At 44.9% G+C, this 18,411-nt stretch carries 13 protein-coding genes; 7 read left to right on the plus strand and 6 right to left on the minus strand.

Going from position 1 to position 18,411, the window contains the following annotated elements; all coding sequences use genetic code 11:
• The first annotated feature begins 92 nt into the window (after positions 1–92).
• Both ahpF and CXF83_RS05125 read left to right on the plus strand, forming a co-directional pair.
• Complete coding sequence (gene ahpF / locus CXF83_RS05120; protein ID WP_101091582.1) at positions 93–1,655, plus strand: alkyl hydroperoxide reductase subunit F; 1,563 nt, start codon at positions 93–95, stop codon at positions 1,653–1,655.
• Positions 1,656–1,732: 77 nt separating this feature from the next.
• Positions 1,733–2,875: a GGDEF domain-containing protein gene (locus tag CXF83_RS05125; RefSeq protein ID WP_257982795.1), complete on the plus strand. Its 1,143-nt coding sequence runs from the start codon at positions 1,733–1,735 to the stop codon at positions 2,873–2,875.
• A 15-nt stretch (positions 2,876–2,890) separates the two neighbouring features.
• Here the strand turns inward: CXF83_RS05125 and CXF83_RS05130 are convergent, their stop codons facing one another.
• The 4 genes from CXF83_RS05130 to CXF83_RS05145 all read right to left on the minus strand — a co-directional run bounded on the left by CXF83_RS05130 (position 2,891) and on the right by CXF83_RS05145 (position 6,085).
• Positions 2,891–3,088 (minus strand): cytoplasmic protein, encoded by a 198-nt coding sequence (locus tag CXF83_RS05130; RefSeq protein ID WP_101091581.1) that lies wholly within the window; start codon positions 3,086–3,088, stop codon positions 2,891–2,893.
• 95 nt (positions 3,089–3,183) lie between these two features.
• Positions 3,184–4,605 (minus strand): thioredoxin family protein, encoded by a 1,422-nt coding sequence (locus CXF83_RS05135; RefSeq protein WP_101091580.1) that lies wholly within the window; start codon positions 4,603–4,605, stop codon positions 3,184–3,186.
• 355 nt (positions 4,606–4,960) lie between these two features.
• The gene (locus tag CXF83_RS05140; protein ID WP_101091579.1) at positions 4,961–5,407 is read right to left on the minus strand and encodes a hypothetical protein; all 447 of its coding nucleotides are present in this window, start codon (positions 5,405–5,407) and stop codon (positions 4,961–4,963) included.
• A 252-nt stretch (positions 5,408–5,659) separates the two neighbouring features.
• The gene (locus CXF83_RS05145) at positions 5,660–6,085 is read right to left on the minus strand and encodes an organic hydroperoxide resistance protein (RefSeq protein WP_101091578.1); all 426 of its coding nucleotides are present in this window, start codon (positions 6,083–6,085) and stop codon (positions 5,660–5,662) included.
• Positions 6,086–6,200: 115 nt separating this feature from the next.
• On the opposite strand from CXF83_RS05145, the gene CXF83_RS05150 reads away from it, so the two are divergent.
• The 3 genes from CXF83_RS05150 (at position 6,201) to chrA (ending at position 9,267) form a co-directional block, all read left to right on the plus strand.
• Positions 6,201–6,653: a MarR family winged helix-turn-helix transcriptional regulator gene (locus CXF83_RS05150; RefSeq protein ID WP_101091577.1), complete on the plus strand. Its 453-nt coding sequence runs from the start codon at positions 6,201–6,203 to the stop codon at positions 6,651–6,653.
• 148 nt (positions 6,654–6,801) lie between these two features.
• Positions 6,802–7,977 carry a glycerol-3-phosphate dehydrogenase/oxidase gene (locus tag CXF83_RS05155; RefSeq protein ID WP_101091576.1) on the plus strand — a complete coding sequence of 392 codons (1,176 nt, stop codon included), beginning with the start codon at positions 6,802–6,804 and terminating at the stop codon, positions 7,975–7,977.
• 108 nt (positions 7,978–8,085) lie between these two features.
• The gene (chrA, locus tag CXF83_RS05160; protein WP_101091575.1) at positions 8,086–9,267 is read left to right on the plus strand and encodes a chromate efflux transporter; all 1,182 of its coding nucleotides are present in this window, start codon (positions 8,086–8,088) and stop codon (positions 9,265–9,267) included.
• A gap of 100 nt (positions 9,268–9,367) precedes the next feature.
• Here chrA and fdhF read toward each other — a convergent pair whose 3' ends face one another.
• On the minus strand, positions 9,368–13,642 hold the full coding sequence (gene fdhF, locus CXF83_RS05165) for a formate dehydrogenase subunit alpha (RefSeq protein WP_101091574.1): 4,275 nt from the start codon (positions 13,640–13,642) through the stop codon (positions 9,368–9,370).
• Positions 13,643–14,403: 761 nt separating this feature from the next.
• Positions 14,404–15,405, minus strand: a complete 1,002-nt coding sequence (locus CXF83_RS05170; RefSeq protein WP_101091573.1) for a pentapeptide repeat-containing protein — start codon at positions 15,403–15,405, stop codon at positions 14,404–14,406.
• A 317-nt stretch (positions 15,406–15,722) separates the two neighbouring features.
• Between CXF83_RS05170 and prfB the strand changes: the two genes are divergently transcribed.
• Positions 15,723–16,821 (plus strand): peptide chain release factor 2 gene (prfB, locus tag CXF83_RS05175; RefSeq protein ID WP_180961075.1). Its coding sequence is split into 2 segments (ribosomal slippage): positions 15,723–15,797 and positions 15,799–16,821, totalling 1,098 coding nucleotides; the frame shifts between segments, so codons are not numbered across the junction.
• A gap of 12 nt (positions 16,822–16,833) precedes the next feature.
• Positions 16,834–18,336, plus strand: coding sequence for a lysine--tRNA ligase (gene lysS, locus CXF83_RS05180; RefSeq protein WP_101091571.1), 1,503 nt, complete (start codon positions 16,834–16,836; stop codon positions 18,334–18,336).
• Positions 18,337–18,411: the final 75 nt, after the last annotated feature.

The following is an 18,411-nucleotide window of genomic DNA, read 5'->3' on the forward strand; positions in this document are numbered from 1 at the left end:
CAACATCATCTTTTATTTTTAGGTCGAAATCTATCTGCCCAAGCGACAGAGCATTTCGTCGATGTGTCACGCTTTCAGAATTAGGAATCATCATGTTAGATGCAAATGTAAAGAATCAACTGAATACCTACCTGCAGAACCTCAAACACCCAGTTGAGCTTGTTGTGTCTGCTGATGACAGTGCTAAGGCGCAGGAACTTAAATCGCTTGCCGCCGATATTGATAGCTTGTCACCGCTGATCTCAGTCGTTGAGAAGGTCGGCGAACGTACTCCTTCTATGTCAGTCATTAATCCACAACTCACCAGTCAAATTACTTTCGCAGGCTTACCAATGGGGCATGAATTTACATCCTTAGTATTAGCCTTGTTACACAGTGGTGGTCACCCAATCAAGCTTGAGCAAGATGTGATTGAGCAAATTCGTCAGTTACCGGGTGAATATCACTTCGAGACTTACGTGTCGCTGAGTTGCCAAACTTGTCCTGAAGTGGTGCAAGCGCTAAATATGATGGCGGCGATTAACCCTAAAATAACTAACGTGATGATAGATGGTTCGTTATTCCAAGACGAAGTGAACGAACGCAACGTTATGGCAGTGCCTTCGGTGTACTTAAATGGCGATCAGTTCTCAATGGGTGCCATTAGTACCGTTGAAATTCTCAATAAACTAGATGTTAATGCAGCAGGTAGAAAAGCTGAGCAACTTAATGAAAAAGAGCCATTCGAAGTCCTAATCGTTGGCGGTGGGCCCGCTGGAGCATCGGCTGCCATTTACGCTGCGCGTAAAGGCTTACGTACCGGTATTGTTGCTGATAAATTTGGTGGCCAAGTCGCTGAAACTGTCGGTATTGAAAACTTTATCTCAGTAAAAGCGACTGAAGGGCCAAAGCTGGTGGCGAATCTTGAAGCTCACGTGCATGAATATGATGTTGATATTATGGATAACCAACGTGCATTAAGCCTCAAGTCTGGTGAATTATTTGAGCTGACGCTTGAAAGTGGTGCGGTGCTACGCAGCAAAACAATATTATTAGCAACAGGTGCCCGCTGGCGTGAAATGAATGTGCCCGGCGAGCAAGAGTACCGTGGCAGCGGCGTTGCTTATTGCCCACATTGTGATGGTCCACTGTTTAAAGGTAAACGTGTGGCGGTTATTGGTGGTGGTAATTCTGGTATCGAAGCTGCGATTGATTTAGCCAATATTGTTGAGCACGTGACAGTATTAGAGTTTGATAACACACTGCGTGCCGACGATGTACTGCAGCGTAAAGCAAACTCAATGGGCAACATTAAAATAATCACTCAAGCAATGACAACGGAAGTGACTGGTAATGGCAAGAAAGTGAACGGCTTGAACTACACCAATAGAGCGACGGGAGAGACTCATCATGTCGAACTGGATGGCATATTTGTTCAAATCGGCTTAGTGCCTAACTCTGAGTGGCTTAAAGAAACCATCGACATGACGGCGCGTGGTGAAATCCTTGTTGATGCTAAAGGAGAAACCTCTCTTGCAGGTGTATTTGCAGCGGGTGATGTGACAAACTCCGCTTATAAGCAGATCATTATCGCGATGGGCAGTGGGGCAACAGCGTCATTAGGGGCATTTGATTACCTTATTCGCCACGATGTCGATGAATCTATCGCGGCATAATTGCTGACAAAATAAGTATAAAGCCAGTATTTACTGGCTTTTTTTATTGAGAAATTCAACTAACATAGAGGCTATAAGTGCCTCATCGGTGGAGAATTGCCCTGAATAGCAATCAATATAAACATCAGCTTAAAATCGAAACTCAAAATATTCTTCAACAAGGTATTTTTTGGGCGATGTATATGACGTTGTTTTTAGCGGTAGTGGTCATACTAAACATTTATTTTTTCGCTCATGATCTCTACAACATCAAAGATATCTTGCCTGAGTTAGCGCCCGTTACGGTATTAGTAGTCGTTTTTTTTGTGATGAAATTGTTGGCTTGGAATGACGTGACGAGTCAACAGAGTTATACCTTCCTGATATTGTTAGTGGTGGCTTGGTGTTATTTGCTCTATGGCTTAGTGCAATTATCCAGTAGGCCACTGCCGGGTATTGAGTTGCTCGCCGATATTCTTGCGTTGGTATTTGTATTTGCGCTGCTTCCCAATCGCAAAGTGATGTTACTGGCGGTTTTACCCTTCTTGCTGTTTTCCTGTTTTTATCGATTGAATGAGTATCCTGACGCGCCGGTATTTCCACTTATCAAGTTTGTCTGTGTACTGGCTATTATCATGTCAGGGCAAAAGATCATTTCTGGATGGTTCGTTAAGGCGGTCATTCAAGATTTCGAAAAGCAAAAGTTACTAAAACAATTTAAACGGTTAGCGCTTATTGATGGCCTGACGAATATCAGTAATCGTCGTCACTTTGATGAAATATTGGCGCAAGAGCTCCGTGCATCTGAACGCAATAACCATGCATTATCGATTATTTTACTCGATATTGATTTCTTTAAACGCCTAAATGACACATTGGGACACCAAGCGGGCGACGACCAATTAGTTAAAGTCGCTGAGATTATCAGCGCGGCTGTTAGCCGCCCTCGAGATCTCGTTGCACGCTATGGTGGTGAGGAGTTTGTTATCGCCTTGCCCAATACTGATCTGCTTGGTGCTACCCGCGTGGCAGAAAAGGTCAAAAGCTTGCTAGCAGAAGCCGAACTAATCCACCCCTGTTCTGATGTCTCAGAATGGGTCACATTATCGCAAGGTATTGCTCAGTGGGAGCAAGGGATGAGTAAAGACAATCTTGTTAAAATGGCTGATCGCATGTTGTATCGCGCTAAATCAGCCGGTAGAAATACGGTTTGTAGCGATGAGCAGAACACTAAGCATTAGCGCTCTTTATTAGTACTAGGCTTTAGTGCTAATGATATGCCCTGTATTTCCAACAGGGGCTGGTGCCGTTTGTGGCAAAGCAGACTCAATCAATTTAAGCGCAATATCGCCCTCAATTTTTTGCTGCTCTTTTGACATCTGTGCAACTTTTAAACCTACGCTGCCATGACTCATATTCGGCTCAAGGTTTGGGGTTGATAATGAAATACTCATAGTGGACTCGTGATATAGGGATTTAATGTTATATCGGCGCTACACACTATCGCTTAAGTGTTTCCTTGTTACAGTATGTAACGCCGAATCCCGTACTACTTAGCCGAACTTGCTTTGTTTTTTTTCTCAATCGCTTTGCGGGTAAAAGTGATGATAAAGGTGATAACAATAGAGCTTAAGATAAGCCCAATCGCCAATACCACATTCTGTAAAGCCGTAGGATCAATTGCCAACATTCCTCCTAGACCCACCATCATAATGCCGGACATTAATTTTAGGGTCTGTCCCTCTTTTTCAGTGAGCTTACGCTTTCCTAAAGAGACACTAAAAGCGATGACGATAATGGCCAGTGGGATCACATAAACAATGTTGTAAAACGCAAGGTACATATAGCGTTCCATTGTCGGAAGATCGTGCATTGAAAGCACACTGGTATAGATCATTGGAAAGCCAGCTGTGCACAGTAATTCATAAGCGTTAGCAAGAATAGACAGCACTACGGTACCGGCAATCATTGCGGTCATGCTGCTAGCACTGGTGAGTTTACCCATGCGCTTGATAAGGCCAGTTCTATTTTCGGCTGACATCGATAAGGTGACTTCTCCTTTAGTAAAGAAGTAGTCCTTTATATTCACCGCTCCGGCAACAAGGGCGAGCATACCCGCACCTAGAATAATCCAGCCACCGTCGCTTCCCGCGCCGAGGAGTTGGAATATATTGAGCCATGCGCTCATGAAAATGAAATAGATAAAACCGGAAAAGAAGACAAAAATCCCACCCACAATCAGCATTCGAGTGCGACTCTTTGCATTTACCATGATAGATAAAAGAAACAGTAATACGAAGAATGCGCATGGATTAAATGCATCAACGCCCGCGAGTACCACCGTTAGCAGCGGTAATGACATCTGTTCAGGGTGAACGACTCCGATAAGGGGTAACTCAACTGGCTGCACATCTGATGTGCTAATTTCGCTAGTGCTATCAATCCCTAAATCACAAGTGCCAGCGCTGGCAGATTCACTGCAGGTTTCAAAGAAAGCCCCAGAGCTGGCTGGTGTGTCAGCCGCATGTGTACTGGCGGTTTCTGCTGTGAGTTTCCCCCCAAGTGAAATGTAATATGATTTTAAACGATCAACTAAAAATTCTCCGGTTACGGCTTGGCTGCTATAACCGATGACGGCTTTTTTTCCACTGGCAAAGTAAGGGACTGAGCGAGCTTCTGTGCCGGTTTGTTTAGCAATTTCTTGCCAAATCGTCATCGTCTCTGGATCTGAAATCATATGATCTTCAAGTTCAATCCAGGGATAACGTTCAGGCAAACTATCAATAAAGGGATGTGCTTCTTTACAGTGTGGACAGGTTTGTGACCAGAAAAAATACAGCTTAACTTTTAGCTCTCCTGCATCATTAGTGTAATGCCAAACGGTGGGTTGTTCTGTTGCCGAGGCAGCAAAGGTGGGGAGTGCGAAGCTCGAAAATAGCAGTGTCACTAAGAGTAAAATATATTTGGCCATAGGAACTCCAAATGGGCAGAAGAAGCGTGATTGAATCGATTGGTATTAGATACTTTACTGAATTGAGGCCTAATTGATAAATTAATGTGTCAAATATGTGGGCGAATTCTCGAATAAATCACTTTTGGGAACAACCACCGATTTTTAATAATATTTTGAAACTTTTAACTTATTTTATAATCAGTTACTTCAGCTTGGAATAAATAAGAGGCTTATGATTGATTGTTTTAGTGTTAATAACACGTTTTGGTCGATCGGGCGGTAGCTATTGCTTTGGTCGAAGGGCTAATCATCAAGCTTGTTGACTCGATGATGATTTAACCCCTGTTCAGCTAGCTTTATCGAATATTTTGGCTTATTGAGAGTTAGGAGTGACTCCACTGAACTTTGCTACCTGAGGGGTGGTGTCATTGACTTGTGTGTCACACCAGATAATGGCAACAGAACGCTCGGGTTGGTTGCTGGCGGTTAAAATACGGCTAATAATCGGCGCTGGATAAGCAGCATTATTCAAGTAAGTTCTAATCCGATCAATCCTTCTACTCGCTAGCCATTTATTGTAATTTTTGACGTCTTCGTTATGTTGCACTTTGTTCAATTTAAACTCTAGCAACAGATAACCCGATAGCGACTGATAGTGAGCCATTATGTCGTCAAGTTGAACGCTATATTCAGTGCTGAAGTAAGAGCTGTTTTTCGCATAGGGGATATCGGCAATATGTGTTTTTTCGCCGCATTGTGCCATCACATTGACTGCAGTTAAATTGGCGATGATAAAGCCAATTATGACTATAAACTTCATTTTTTAGCATTCCTTTGTAAAATATAAGTCTTTAAAAATCAGTTTTAGCAGAATGTTCCTTGATTTTATGCAGAGGAATTTATGTTATTGCGGCATTGATTGCAATGATCTTTTACGCTTTAGTTACGACTAAAGTATGGTAAGGATCTTGTTTAGGTAAAGCGTCATAAAATGGTCGCCCAGCAATACTCGCCTGCTTTGATGAATGCCCCATTTTATGACAACAAATTGACTGTATTCTAGCCAGATGAATTATTTTAATACTTGTTGATTCACGGTTAATTTAACATCAATATTATTGCGGATAGCATTCGAATAAGGGCAAACCTGGTGAGCGATACGCACCAATTCTATCGCCGACTCTTGTTCAAGGTCGAGTTCAATGGTCAGTGCAGCCGTCAGTGCAAATCCGCCAGACTCATTAGCACCAATCCCTATGGTTGCACTAACGGGTGCAGCATTGATGACTATTTTTTGCTCTCGTGCAACGTGTAATATGGCGTTGGAGAAACATGCCGCATAACCGGCTGCAAAAAGCTGTTCTGGATTAGTCGCATTGCCCGCACCGCCCATCTCTTTTGGGTAGCTAAGATTGACATTAAGTAGGCCATCTTCTGTTTTAGCGACACCGTTACGTCCAGCGGTTGCGTTTGCAGTTGTTTGATAAATAGTTTTCATGGTAAATCCTTAAGTATTTAGATTGCGCGCAATTCAATTGCTAGCAAGTTTATATCGATTTTTATGTTTAACGCAAGTATATTGTGCGCAATTAAGTTTTAAAGGATTCAAATAAATGTCAATTGAGCAAACACGCGATCCGCTATGCCTTGATAATCAAGTGTGTTTTTCGCTGTATAGTGCAACAAATGCGATGGTGAGGGCTTACCGACCTTTACTGGAAAAGTTAGATCTTACCTATCCACAATATTTAGTCATGATGGTGCTATGGGAAAATGATGGCATCAGTGTGAAGGAACTGGGCAACGCGCTGCACTTAGACTCAGGTACGCTAACACCGCTGCTTAAGCGCTTGGAAGTCAAAGGTATGGTGCTTAGAGGACGCAGTGAACTCGACGAAAGAGTCCGAGTGCTGCATATCACCGATGCGGCGAGAACGCTAAAACTTGCAGCTGAAAAGGTGCCAGAGCAGATGATGTGCCAGTTAAAAACTTCGGTTGAAAAGTTGAGCCAGTTAAAATCACTTTGTGATGATATCTACACCGAACTTAGCCATTCAAAGGGGTAAAGGGGGTTAGCTGTGCCGTTTGAGATGAATGGTAATGCGGTTAATAGTTGTGACTGCCGGCAATTCAGATAATACTCAAGGAAGCGAGAATGTTAGTTGCGACTTAAGTTCGATGCCAAGTAGGTTAGGTTTTACATAAGGAGGTGAAATGTCAGCAGTTGATCTAGTTATTGTTGGTGGTGGTATTAATGGTGCAGGCATTGCTCAGTGTGCGGCTGCAGCAGGATACAGTGTCACGTTATTGGAAAAGGGCGTGATTGCCGGTCAAACCTCTGCTAACTCCAGCAAACTTATTCATGGTGGCTTACGTTATTTAGAGACTGGCCAGCTAGCTTTAGTGAGGCAATCTCTTGCAGAGCGTCGGGCACTGTTAAAACTCGCGCCCTCTTTAGTCAATCCTATTCCGTTTTACATTCCTGTTTATGAAGATAGTCGCAGAAGCTCTATAGCGATAAGAGCGGGGCTAAGCTTATATTCGATGCTGAGCAATTTTGATTCTCTAGGCCAATTTAAGTCTATTCCGTCAGTGCATTGGGCAAAAATAAAGGGGCTTAAACTTGACGGGCTTAAAGCGCTTTACCAGTATTGGGACGCTCAAACAGACGATAAGCGACTCACCGAATCTGTGGTGAAAAATGCGCGTAGTATGGGCGCATATGTACTTGAACATGCTAAATGTATCCAAATAGAGCACCAGAAAAGACATTGTGTTGTGCGTTATGAATGCCAAGGGCAACAACATGAAGTCGAAGCGCTTGCGGTGGTGAATGCCGCTGGGCCTTGGGTTAATGATGTACTTAATTGTGTGACGCCTGTCGTGTCACCAGTGCCTATCGAATGGGTGCAAGGTAGCCATTTATTACTGGATATAGCGGCAAACGATGGCATTTTATATCTTGAATCTTGTTTCGATAAACGGGTTATTTTTGTGATGCCATGGAATGGCAAAACACTGATTGGCACCACCGAAGTCGTGCTTGATGAAATGACGGGACGACCAACGCCCACTGAATCCGAAGTGGATTATTTACTGGGTATTTATGGCCATTATTTTCCATCTATGGGGGATGTCGACAGTCTGAAATCTCGTGTTTTGGAAACCTTCTGTGGAGTGCGAGTGCTGCCAAAGCAGCAAGGAAATGCGTTTGATCGCCCCCGTGACACTTTGCAGCAAACCAGCTCATCGCATCCGCATCTGCTCACACTCTATGGTGGCAAACTGACGACTTATCGAACCACCGCTGTCGAAGTGCTTGGATGGCTTGAGTCGCATATTGGCAGCCGCAATGCATTGGCAGACTTCAATCAATTGCAACTGGATTAAGCCCATTAAGCTTTGTCGCTAAAACTAATTTAGCTTTGTGCTGGGCGCTTCATTAAACTGTCACCTTTATGTCATATTCTTTGGCCGTTTTCACTTTGGAAGTTGACCATGCTACAGATATTTATTCGATTTTTTTCTCTTGGTTTAATCTCGTTTGGCGGGCCCGCGGCTCATATAGGCTATTTTAGACAGACATTTGTGCAGGAGCTGCAATGGCTTGATGATAAGCACTATGCCAGTCTGGTGGCGCTAAGCCAGTTTATGCCTGGCCCAGGTTCGAGCCAGGTTGGTTTTGCTATCGGTTATCATAGAGGCGGCTTATTAGGCGGCCTTGCTGCTTTTTTAGGTTTCACGCTGCCGTCGTTTATTTTACTTTTCTTATTAGCGGTAACCAGCAGTCAATGGCTGGACTATTCAATGGCTCAAGGCGTGATACATGGCCTTAAGTTGTTGGCCGTGGTGGTGGTGGCTGATGCCATCTTGATTATGTTTAAGCAATTTTGCCAACGTAAACAAGCGAAGTTATTGATGGTATTTAGTTGCGTGGTGATTTTACTGCAACCTGCAATGCTGATTCAATTTTCACTATTGGTAATCGCTGCCATTATTGGCCGCTATTACCTCTCAGCGACTGACGACAGTGATACACATCCTCCAGTACAAGCACCTGTGCAGCTGAATTTCTTTTGGTTGAGTCTTTTCGCGGGTTTGCTGATAGCATCTTTAGTGGCAATAGGCCTGTCTACGCAAGCAGGAATTAGCAATCTTACCGAGTTATTCAGTCAGTTTTATCAAGTGGGTAGCATGGTGTTTGGTGGCGGGCATGTGGTCTTGCCTTTACTGCAATCGAGTATTGGTGACACCATCAATAACGATCAGTTTCTAACGGGTTATGCCTTGGCACAAGCAGTCCCTGGACCTATGTTTGCGTTGGCGGCCTTTCTCGGTGCTGAAATTTGGGTGTCGCAACCGTTAGTTGGTGCACTCGTGGCGACTTTAGCGATTTTCCTACCTGGATTTTTGTTGATGTTAGTCGCGCTTAAAAGCTGGCATGCGATTAGTAGTCGACCTAAGATAACGGGGGCTATCGCCGGGGTTAATGCGTGTGTGGTGGGGTTCTTGTTAGCGGCCCTCTATAACCCAATCTTTAGCAGTGCTGTACTGTCGCCATTGGATATGGCACTGGTGATATTAGGTTTTGGTCTGTTTAAAATATTCAAGCCCAACATCTTTATTCTGGTGGCGGGTTTTGCAATTTCTGGTGGCTTAATTTCTGCGGTCATCACTTAACGTTAAATGATAACGTAAGCGTTCATCGTGCTACTAAAAAGCCGCAGATATTCTCTGCGGCTTTTTGATATCAGTAATCGCTCAGTGGCGATATCAGCCCCTAGGCTGATTCGACTACCATCACCTTTTCAACTTTTACAGCGCACACTTTTAATTCTGGGATCTTGGCTACGGGATCCAAGGCATTAATAGTGAGTTTATTGGCTGCGGACTCTGCAAAATGAAATGGCAAGAAGATAACACCGGCTTGCGCACGTTTAGTCACAAACGCATCTATCTCAATCTCACCACGCCGGGTCGACAACTTAAGTCTGTCGCCGTTGTGTATTTGCAGTTGCTCTGCGTCAAATACCGAGATCATCACTCTGGGCTTGCCAAGCTCATTAAGCCCCGGGGTTTTACGGGTGAGTGTGCCGGTATGGAACTGCTCGAGTAAGCGCCCTGTAGACAGTATCAGTGGGTATTCAGCGCACGGCATTTCAGCCGGGAGTCTATATTGCACTGGGCGCATCTGGCCTTTGCCATGGGTAAACTGCTTGTTATGCAGTATTGGCGTGCCTGGGTGACCTTCAGCTGGGCAAGGCCACTGCAATCCTTGGCGACCATTGGCCGTTTCACTGTCGATCATTTTCCAGGTAATACCACGATACTGCGGCGTGACTTCGGTTATCTCATGCCAGATCTGTCTTTCTGTTTGATAATGCCAGTCTTCACCCATTTGTTTGGCAATAAGTTGAATTATCTCCCAGTCGTTCTTGGCCTCTCCTGGAGGAGTCACCGCAGGGAGTAGCTGCTGCACTCGGCGTTCGGTATTGGTAAAGTGTCCCAGCTTTTCTGCAAACGCAGCGGCAGGCAATACCACATCAGCAAGCTCGGCAGTCTCGGTTAAGAAAATATCTTGTACTACGATGAACTCAGAGGCCTTTAAACCTGCAAGTACATGCTTTTGGTCTGGGTCACTCAGTACAGGGTTTTCACCCATGACATATAGGGCTTTGAGTGAACCATGGGTCAACCCCTGCATCATCTCGGTGGCCGACACTCCTATCTCTGATGGCAGATCGTCTTTGCCCCAAGCTTTTCTAAAGCGCATTTGGACTAACGGGTCATCCAGTTTTTGATAACCACTAAAGTAATTAGGCAACGCGCCCATATCGCAAGCGCCCTGTACATTACTTTGGCCACGCAGAGGGTTTATACCAGCGCCTTTCATCCCTATATTGCCGCATAGTAACTGTAAGTTAGAGATTGCTGTGACATTGTCATGGCCAGAAGTATGTTGGGTAATCCCCATCGCATAATAAATAGCGGTTTTTTTAGCGGTGCCAATGAGACGAGCAATTTCAACGATATCTTCTGCTTTTACTCCGGTGATTATTGCAGTATTTTCAGGGCTATAGTCATCGCTCATCACTTCATCAAAAAGGTCGCTAAAGCCATCGACACGCTGTTGAATATAGTCTAAATCATGCCAATCATTCTTGATAATCTGCTGCATAATTGCATTCAACAGCATCACATCTGTGCCTGGCTTTTGCGCAACATAAAGCTGGGCTTTATCAGCGATTGAGACTCTTTTAGGGTCGGCAACGATTAAGCGTGCACCATGATCCTTTATTGCCAGCTTAATATGTGAAGCAATAATGGGATGAGCACTTTCAGTGTCGGATCCAATGATAAATATTAGATCCGAATCTTTAATGCTGGGAATGTCATTGGTCATGGCACCGCTGCCTATGCTTTCGCGGAGCGCCGTAACTGTTGATGCATGGCAAAGTCGAGCGCAGTGATCGATATTGTTGTTACCAATAACGCTGCGAAACAGTTTCTGGAATAGAAAATTGTCTTCGTTGGTGGCCTTGGCCGATGACAAACCCGCTATTGATTTTGCCCCATACACGGCTTTAATTTTGCTAAATTGATTACCAATATGCGTAATCGCTTCTTGCCAGCTGGCTGGTGTTAGCACGCCATTTTTACGAATAAGTGGCGTTGTTAGGCGCTTGTCACTGTTGACAAAGTCAAAACCAAAACGGCCCTTAACGCAAAGCATACCAGCGTTGACGGGGGAGTTTTTATCGCCATTGATGTGGCGAATTTGATTCTTTTGTTTATCGACATGCATCTCAACACGGCAACCAATACCACAATAGGTACAAATAGTTGAGACCGTTTCCAATGGTTGCTTAAGCTCAGCGGTTAATCCCTGCGTCTTATCGCGAGAATCGACCAGAGCACCCGTTGGGCAAACTTGCACACAGTTACCACATTGTACGCAATCACTGTCATTCATGGTGGCGCTAAAGCCCACTCTCGGAGCATTGCGCTGGGCTGTGTCCGTAGAAAAGGGGAGTGCGTGGTAATGGTCTTTTTCAAAACAGATAGCATTGTGACCACTGGCTCCTTTACAGGTTTCAACACAGGCGCCGCAGCTAATACAGCGGTTGGCATCGAAAGTGATAAAGGGTGCGCTGGTATCGACACTAAAATGCTGGGCATTTTGACTATCGAGCTCTACTGCCTTGACCTTGTATTCGGTGGCGTAATCTCGCAGTTTACAGTCGGTGTTGACCTGACAAGCACACTCAAGACAACGAGCCGCCTCTTTCATCGCTTCATCGGGAGCAAAACCGAGTTCTACTTCGCTGAAATTAAGCGCGCGTTGTAGCTTTGCAAGCTCTGGCATTTTACTGCGTAATTGCTGCTCTGTATCGGGGTAAAGCGCATCGGTGCCAAGCGTGGCTAATTGGCTCATTTTGGCGGCTTTGCTGGAGTTAAATAGCTGTTTATCAAGCTCACAAGTCAGCCCTTGTGTCAGCAGTTTTTCAATGGCATCGGCAGCTTTTCTGCCATCGGCAACAGCAGCAACTGCAGTGGCGGGTCCTGTTCGAGAATCCCCAATGACAAACAGTTTATCGAGTCCTGCGGAAAGCCCAGCAGACATCGTATGTTCACAGCCTTCAAATGTATTCCATCGAGTCAGCGCCACTTCACCGGTCGCTAATTTGCTGTCTGGATGATTTAAAAAGCTCATGTCTGGTGTTTGCGAAACCGCAGGGATCACGGTATCAAAGGCTTCAACAAAGGTGTCACCTGTGGGTTTTGGCGACCGACGACCCGAAGCATCGGCATCACCGAGTGCCATTATTTCGAATGTGACCTGACTAACTCGGCCAGCATCATCGCTATGGTTTTCAATTGGATTGGTTAAGAAATGAAACTTAATGCCTTCTTGCTCAGCTTCATGAATTTCATAAGGCTCTGCTGGCATCTCATCGCGAGTACGACGATAGATTAAGGTCACATCTGCGCCATCACGTTTTGCCGTGCGAGCGCAATCGATGGCGGTATTGCCGCCGCCAATAACGGCCACTTTCTGGCCTGTTTTATAGGTCTTCTCAGTGCAATAATCTTTAAGGTAGTCAACGCCTAAATAACACCCATCGAGTTCGATACCGGGATAGTTCATTGGCACGGCTTTTTGCGCACCAATTGCCAGACAAACGGCATCAAAATCGGCCAGTAAACCGTTTAAATGAATATCTCGACCCAAGCGAACATTAGTCTGAATATCCAGACCATTTTTGCATAACAGATCAATTTCTTTATCCAGAATGGCTTTAGGTAAACGATACTCTGGAATGCCGTATCTTAACCAACCTCCAGCTTGCGGCATGGACTCGAATACCGTGACATCATGGCCATTATTCGACAAGTAATAACCTGCTGATATTCCCGCTGGGCCACTGCCTATAATGGCGACTTTTTTGTTGGTGGCCGGCTTTTTAGGGGGCACGTAAGGGGCATCACCTTCAATGTCCAGATCCGCTGCGTGACGTTTTAGCTGTCGAATAGCCACGGGTTCGTCAACCAGACCACGTCGACATTCTGTTTCGCAAAAAGCGGGGCAGACACGACCAATCGACAACGGAAGTGGCAGCGTTTGCTTAATCACTTTAACCGCTTCGCGGTGGTCGCCTTGTGCTATGTGGTGCAGGTAAGATTGTACATCGACCCCCGCAGGACAAGCGGTTTGGCATGGTGCTTCGCAGTCGGCAAAGTGGTCAGATAATATGGTGTGTAACGCGGCTTTACGCTGTTTACTGAGTGCGGCTGATTGAGTGATAACGTCAATATATTGTGAGTCAATATCAGCGACTTTGGTTTCACAGGCGCGAACGGTGTTGAGCTTGCCATCTGCATTTTTAAGTTCAACATGGCAGAGATTACAGTGCTGCTTAGTGTTGGTGACCAATGAGCTTGCAGGGCTTTTACACAAATTGGGGATCGCGATATTAGCGTTAAGCGCTACATCGAGTAGGGTATCTTGTTGATTGGCAGTAAGGGTTATGCCATCAATACGTATTTGTTTCATCGCAAGGGCCTTTTAGTTATTGAGGTGCACAGCTTTCGACATTTTATTGAGACGCTAAGCCTCGATTGTCAAAGTGCGCGCTCTGAGTATGGACTCGACGATACTTGATGCTTTTGAGTATACCCTCGCACTTTTTTTACGCAGAAATTGGCGCTTATTTTTCTGCTGTATTTGCTAGTGAATTCACAAAGGCTGATGGAAATGTGCACTAACCTGTGGGTGTAGGTTTGTAAGTGTGAGCTAGGTAGGGTTTGTGTTTGACTTGGCTGCTTATGCGGCCTTACGGCCGAGGTAAGTCTTGGCGCTTCGCCCACCCCCGAACCAAGGGACAAAGCGCTTGCGCCCCTTGGTAATCCTTCAGCGCCCCGGCTAAATTTAAAAAGCAAAATTTCCAACGGGGAAAATTGGTGTTATTTGTTAGTAAAGAGGTAGGTTTCTAGAGTTGGGTTTTCAAATTTAAAAACTTAGATACCGAGAGTTTGCGCTTTTAGAAACCAGTGTAGATGCGGCCGTGACCGTCCATTACATGGATGTCATGGCCGAGCTTCCAAGGATGGACTTGTAGCGTGTCACGGAAGTATCTGCGCATACGCCGACCGCTGGTCATTGGAACCGCCTTTGCCTGAAGGTAACGCACTTTTGTCCCAAAGTTTGTTAGCTGCGCATTAGCCTTTTGAGCTAATGAAGCTGTGCTTGCTCAACGCAGTGGTGCTTCACCAATTATAATAAAGACTCGAACAAGAAGGCTGTTCTTGTCTTCCTTAGCGGGTCATCTTTTTTACAAATACCACTACGAATAACGCGATAGTAAAGCTGCCGGTAAAGGCTTCGAAAGCGGCAATAGCGCGGGAAATGCCAATCGGAGTAAAGTCGCCATAACCGAGGGTGGTAAAGGTCACTACCGAGTAATATACGCAGTTAAGAAAAACAATTAAGTTGCTGTAAAAGCTATTATTTAAATTAAACTGATGTATCTCACCATCAAAGTTTAGACCTGTGAAAAAATAAAGGATAGCGCTGAAAAGGATCAGTGCAAGCGAGAAGACAATGACTCTTAAAGGGGCTTCGCCATAGCCACAGAATAGGTCAATTGCTTTTGAAAGAAAGCGTTTAAGGCAACGCTTAGGCATTTGGTGGCGCCGCATGGTGAGTTCTTTACGAATGTATTTGCCAGACATGGCGAACAGGCCTTCACGTTCAGCGGCTTTTCGTAGATCGCGATAGATCTCTTCAGCTTGTTGAAAGTAGTCCAATGCTTGCTCTTTATGGCCATTTTGCTCCGCCACATTAGCCAGCTTTTCTTGGCGTAAGACGTTGCCTGCTTGCATATTTTCTATCTTAGCTCCGACCCATTTTATGCCGAGTAAATTACAGCCACTAAGATTAGCGCAATGCAGATTGGCTTCCCGCAGGTCTGCTTTCATCAAGCTGGCGTTACTGAAGTTTATGTTGAACAGGTGCCCGCCGCTTAAATCGGCGCGATAGAGTTCGGCGTTACTAAGGTCATAGCCGATTTTTTGATGGTGACGTACTAAGTCAATTCCGGCGAGTTTAGCGTGGTTGAGACTGATGCCCCTGAGTTGACCACCGCGGTTTGCATACAGTTCAAGCAGTTGAATATCTTCAGGCCTATTCTTAATAAATTTAGGATCATGCCAATAACATAACCCCGAATCACCGGCAGGTTCGTGGCAAATATGGACGTTGTCTTCATGATAGCGACATGTCAGAGCTTGTTCATGTGATGGCTGGATCAATGGCATAATCGCCTCAATCTTTAACGGTATTTTTATTATAGTAATGGAGTGGTTGATTTGCAGATTTTGCAAATGAATTCACCGTTTTCTTATTTTGCGCGTTGTTGTTAAATGGCAGAATAGAGGGCTGAAAGTGGCTTTATGTCACCTAAGTTTAAAATGTTGAATAAAATTGCGGTTTTGATTGCTTTTGCAGCTAGGTTTCAACCCATGCATGGGTTAAAATAGTCGGCTGTGTATCTATTGATAATTGAGACGATAGACGCGGACTCTTTCTGCTGTTATCTGTCGTCAGTAAAATTAATTAAAAAGTTGATTAAATCATGTTTGAAGTAAATCCAGTTAAATTCAAAATCAAGGAGCTCGCTGACCGTACCGACCTTCTTCGGGGGTATCTTTGACTACGATGCTAAAAGTGAGCGTCTAGAAGAAGTTAGCAGAGAACTTGAGAACGCGGAAGTTTGGAATAATCCAGAAAATGCTCAGGCGCTAGGCAAAGAGCGTGCGTCGCTTGAAGCGATAGTTAAAACTATCGACGATATGGATAGCGGTCTAGAAGATATTCAAGGATTGCTAGAACTTGCCATTGAAGAGGACGATGAAGACACCTTCAATGATGCCAGTACAGAATTAGATGATCTTGAGAAACGGTTAGAGGAACTCGAATTCCGCCGCATGTTCTCAGGTCCACACGATATATCAAACAGTTACTTAGATATTCAGTCAGGTTCTGGCGGAACTGAGGCGCAAGATTGGGCCAATATGGTGCTGCGTATGTTCTTGCGTTGGGGCGATGCTCACGACTATAAACCTGAACTGATTGAAGTGACTGATGGTGATGTTGCCGGTATTAAAGGCGCCACCATTAAGTTTACCGGCGAGTATGCCTTTGGTTCACTGCGTACTGAAACTGGCGTACACCGTCTAGTGCGTAAGTCACCGTTTGATTCATCAGGTAAGCGTCATACCTCTTTTTGCTCGGTATTTGTTTATCCAGAGCTTGATGACTCGATTGAGATTGATATCAATCCATCGGATCTCAGAATTGATACCTACCGCGCCTCGGGTGCGGGTGGTCAGCACGTGAACAAGACTGAATCAGCGATTCGTATTACTCACGTGCCCACTAACACTGTCGTGCAGTGTCAGAATGACCGTTCGCAGCATAAGAACCGTGATGCTGCGATGAAACAGTTAAAAGCGAAGTTGTATGAGCTAGAAATGCTCAGACAAAACGCTGATAAGCAAGCCGCCGAAGATGCCAAATCAGATATTGGTTGGGGCAGTCAGATCCGCTCATACGTGCTCGATGATGCACGTATTAAAGATCTACGTACCGGTGTTGAAAACCGAAATACCCAGAGCGTTTTAGATGGCGATCTGGACAAGTTTATTGAAGCTAGCCTTAAATCTGGCCTTTAACGAGAGAAGAAGATGACTGAACAAACACAAGATGAGAACAAGTTAATTGCGGAACGCCGAGCCAAGTTAGATCACATTCGCGCGAACTGCCCAGCAAACGGTCACCCGAACAACTTCGATCGAAAACATAAAGCGGCAGATATTCAAGCTGAATATGGTAGTTATACCAAAGAAGAGCTTGAAGGCATGGACATTCAGCGTTCAATTGCTGGCCGTGTTATGGCTAAGCGTGGCCCATTCTTGGTTATCCAAGATGTCTCTGGCCGCATCCAAGCCTATGCAGGTAAAGATGTTCAAAAAGATCTTAAAGCGACGTTCCAAGGTTTAGACATTGGCGACATCATCGGTGTCACTGGTAAGCTACACCTTTCAGGTAAAGGCGATCTTTACGTGAACATGGAACAGTACCAGTTGCTAACTAAAGCACTGCGTCCACTGCCTGAAAAGTTCCACGGATTGTCAGACCAAGAAACACGCTACCGCCAGCGCTACGTTGACTTAATCGTTAACGAAGAATCACGTAATGCTTTCATTATGCGTTCTAAAGTGGTTTCTTCTATCCGTAACTTTATGATTAAAAAAGAGTTCATGGAAGTAGAAACACCAATGATGCACAGCATTCCTGGTGGCGCTACTGCACGTCCGTTTGAAACTCACCATAATGCACTAGATATGGCGATGTACTTGCGAATCGCACCAGAGCTATACCTTAAGCGTCTAGTGGTTGGTGGTTTTGAGCGTGTATTCGAAGTTAACCGTAACTTCCGTAACGAAGGTCTGTCTCCACGTCATAACCCAGAATTCACTATGATGGAATTCTACATGGCTTACGCTGACTTCAACGATCTAATGGATCTTACTGAAGAGATGCTAAGTTCTATCGCGACTGAACTTTGTGGTTCTCCACAACTTCCGTACGGTGAGCATACTGTTGATTTCGGTGGCCCATATGCTCGTTTGAGCATGTTGGATGCGATTAAGAAGTACAACCCAGACAACGAAACGATTCAGTCTATGACTTATGAAGAAGTTAAAGACGTTGAGTTTATGCGTGAATTGGCTCTGAGCCTTGGCATGAAAATCGAGAAGTTCTGGACTTGTGGTCAGCTACTTGAAGAGATCTTTGGTGAAACAGCTGAAACTCAGTTAATGCAACCTACGTTCATTACTGGCTACCCTGCTGATATCTCACCGCTTGCACGTCGTAACGATGAAAACCATTTCATCACCGACCGTTTTGAGTTCTTTATCGGTGGCCGTGAAGTGGCTAACGGTTTCTCTGAGCTTAACGATGCAGAAGACCAAGACAGCCGCTTTAAAGCGCAAGTTGACGCGAAAGATGCAGGCGATGACGAAGCAATGTTCTACGACGCAGATTATATCCGCGCACTAGAGCACGGCTTACCACCTACTGCAGGTCAAGGTATCGGTATCGACCGTTTGGTTATGCTGTTTACTAACACGCACACCATTCGTGACGTGATCTTGTTCCCAGCGATGCGCCCTGAAGCTTAATCGTTAGTCGCAAACTTTTTACTCTTTGAGTAAAACAAAAAACCAGCCTTCAGGCTGGTTTTTTTATGCTTTAAA

This window comes from Shewanella sp. Choline-02u-19 (assembly GCF_002836205.1).
GTDB lineage: Bacteria > Pseudomonadota > Gammaproteobacteria > Enterobacterales > Shewanellaceae > Shewanella.

Bases quoted from the DNA above. Each gene is read 5' to 3' on its own strand.
- CXF83_RS05145 (WP_101091578.1), bottom strand. From the start codon at position 6,085: ATGAAAACTATTTATCAAACAACTGCAAACGCAACCGCTGGACGTAAC.
- lysS (WP_101091571.1), top strand. From the start codon at position 16,834: ATGACTGAACAAACACAAGATGAGAACAAGTTAATTGCGGAACGCCGA.
- CXF83_RS05150 (WP_101091577.1), top strand. From the start codon at position 6,201: ATGTCAATTGAGCAAACACGCGATCCGCTATGCCTTGATAATCAAGTG.
- ahpF (WP_101091582.1), top strand. From the start codon at position 93: ATGTTAGATGCAAATGTAAAGAATCAACTGAATACCTACCTGCAGAAC.
- CXF83_RS05155 (WP_101091576.1), top strand. From the start codon at position 6,802: ATGTCAGCAGTTGATCTAGTTATTGTTGGTGGTGGTATTAATGGTGCA.
- chrA (WP_101091575.1), top strand. From the start codon at position 8,086: ATGCTACAGATATTTATTCGATTTTTTTCTCTTGGTTTAATCTCGTTT.
- CXF83_RS05135 (WP_101091580.1), bottom strand. From the start codon at position 4,605: ATGGCCAAATATATTTTACTCTTAGTGACACTGCTATTTTCGAGCTTC.
- CXF83_RS05140 (WP_101091579.1), bottom strand. From the start codon at position 5,407: ATGAAGTTTATAGTCATAATTGGCTTTATCATCGCCAATTTAACTGCA.
- CXF83_RS05130 (WP_101091581.1), bottom strand. From the start codon at position 3,088: ATGAGTATTTCATTATCAACCCCAAACCTTGAGCCGAATATGAGTCAT.
- CXF83_RS05170 (WP_101091573.1), bottom strand. From the start codon at position 15,405: ATGCCATTGATCCAGCCATCACATGAACAAGCTCTGACATGTCGCTAT.
- fdhF (WP_101091574.1), bottom strand. From the start codon at position 13,642: ATGAAACAAATACGTATTGATGGCATAACCCTTACTGCCAATCAACAA.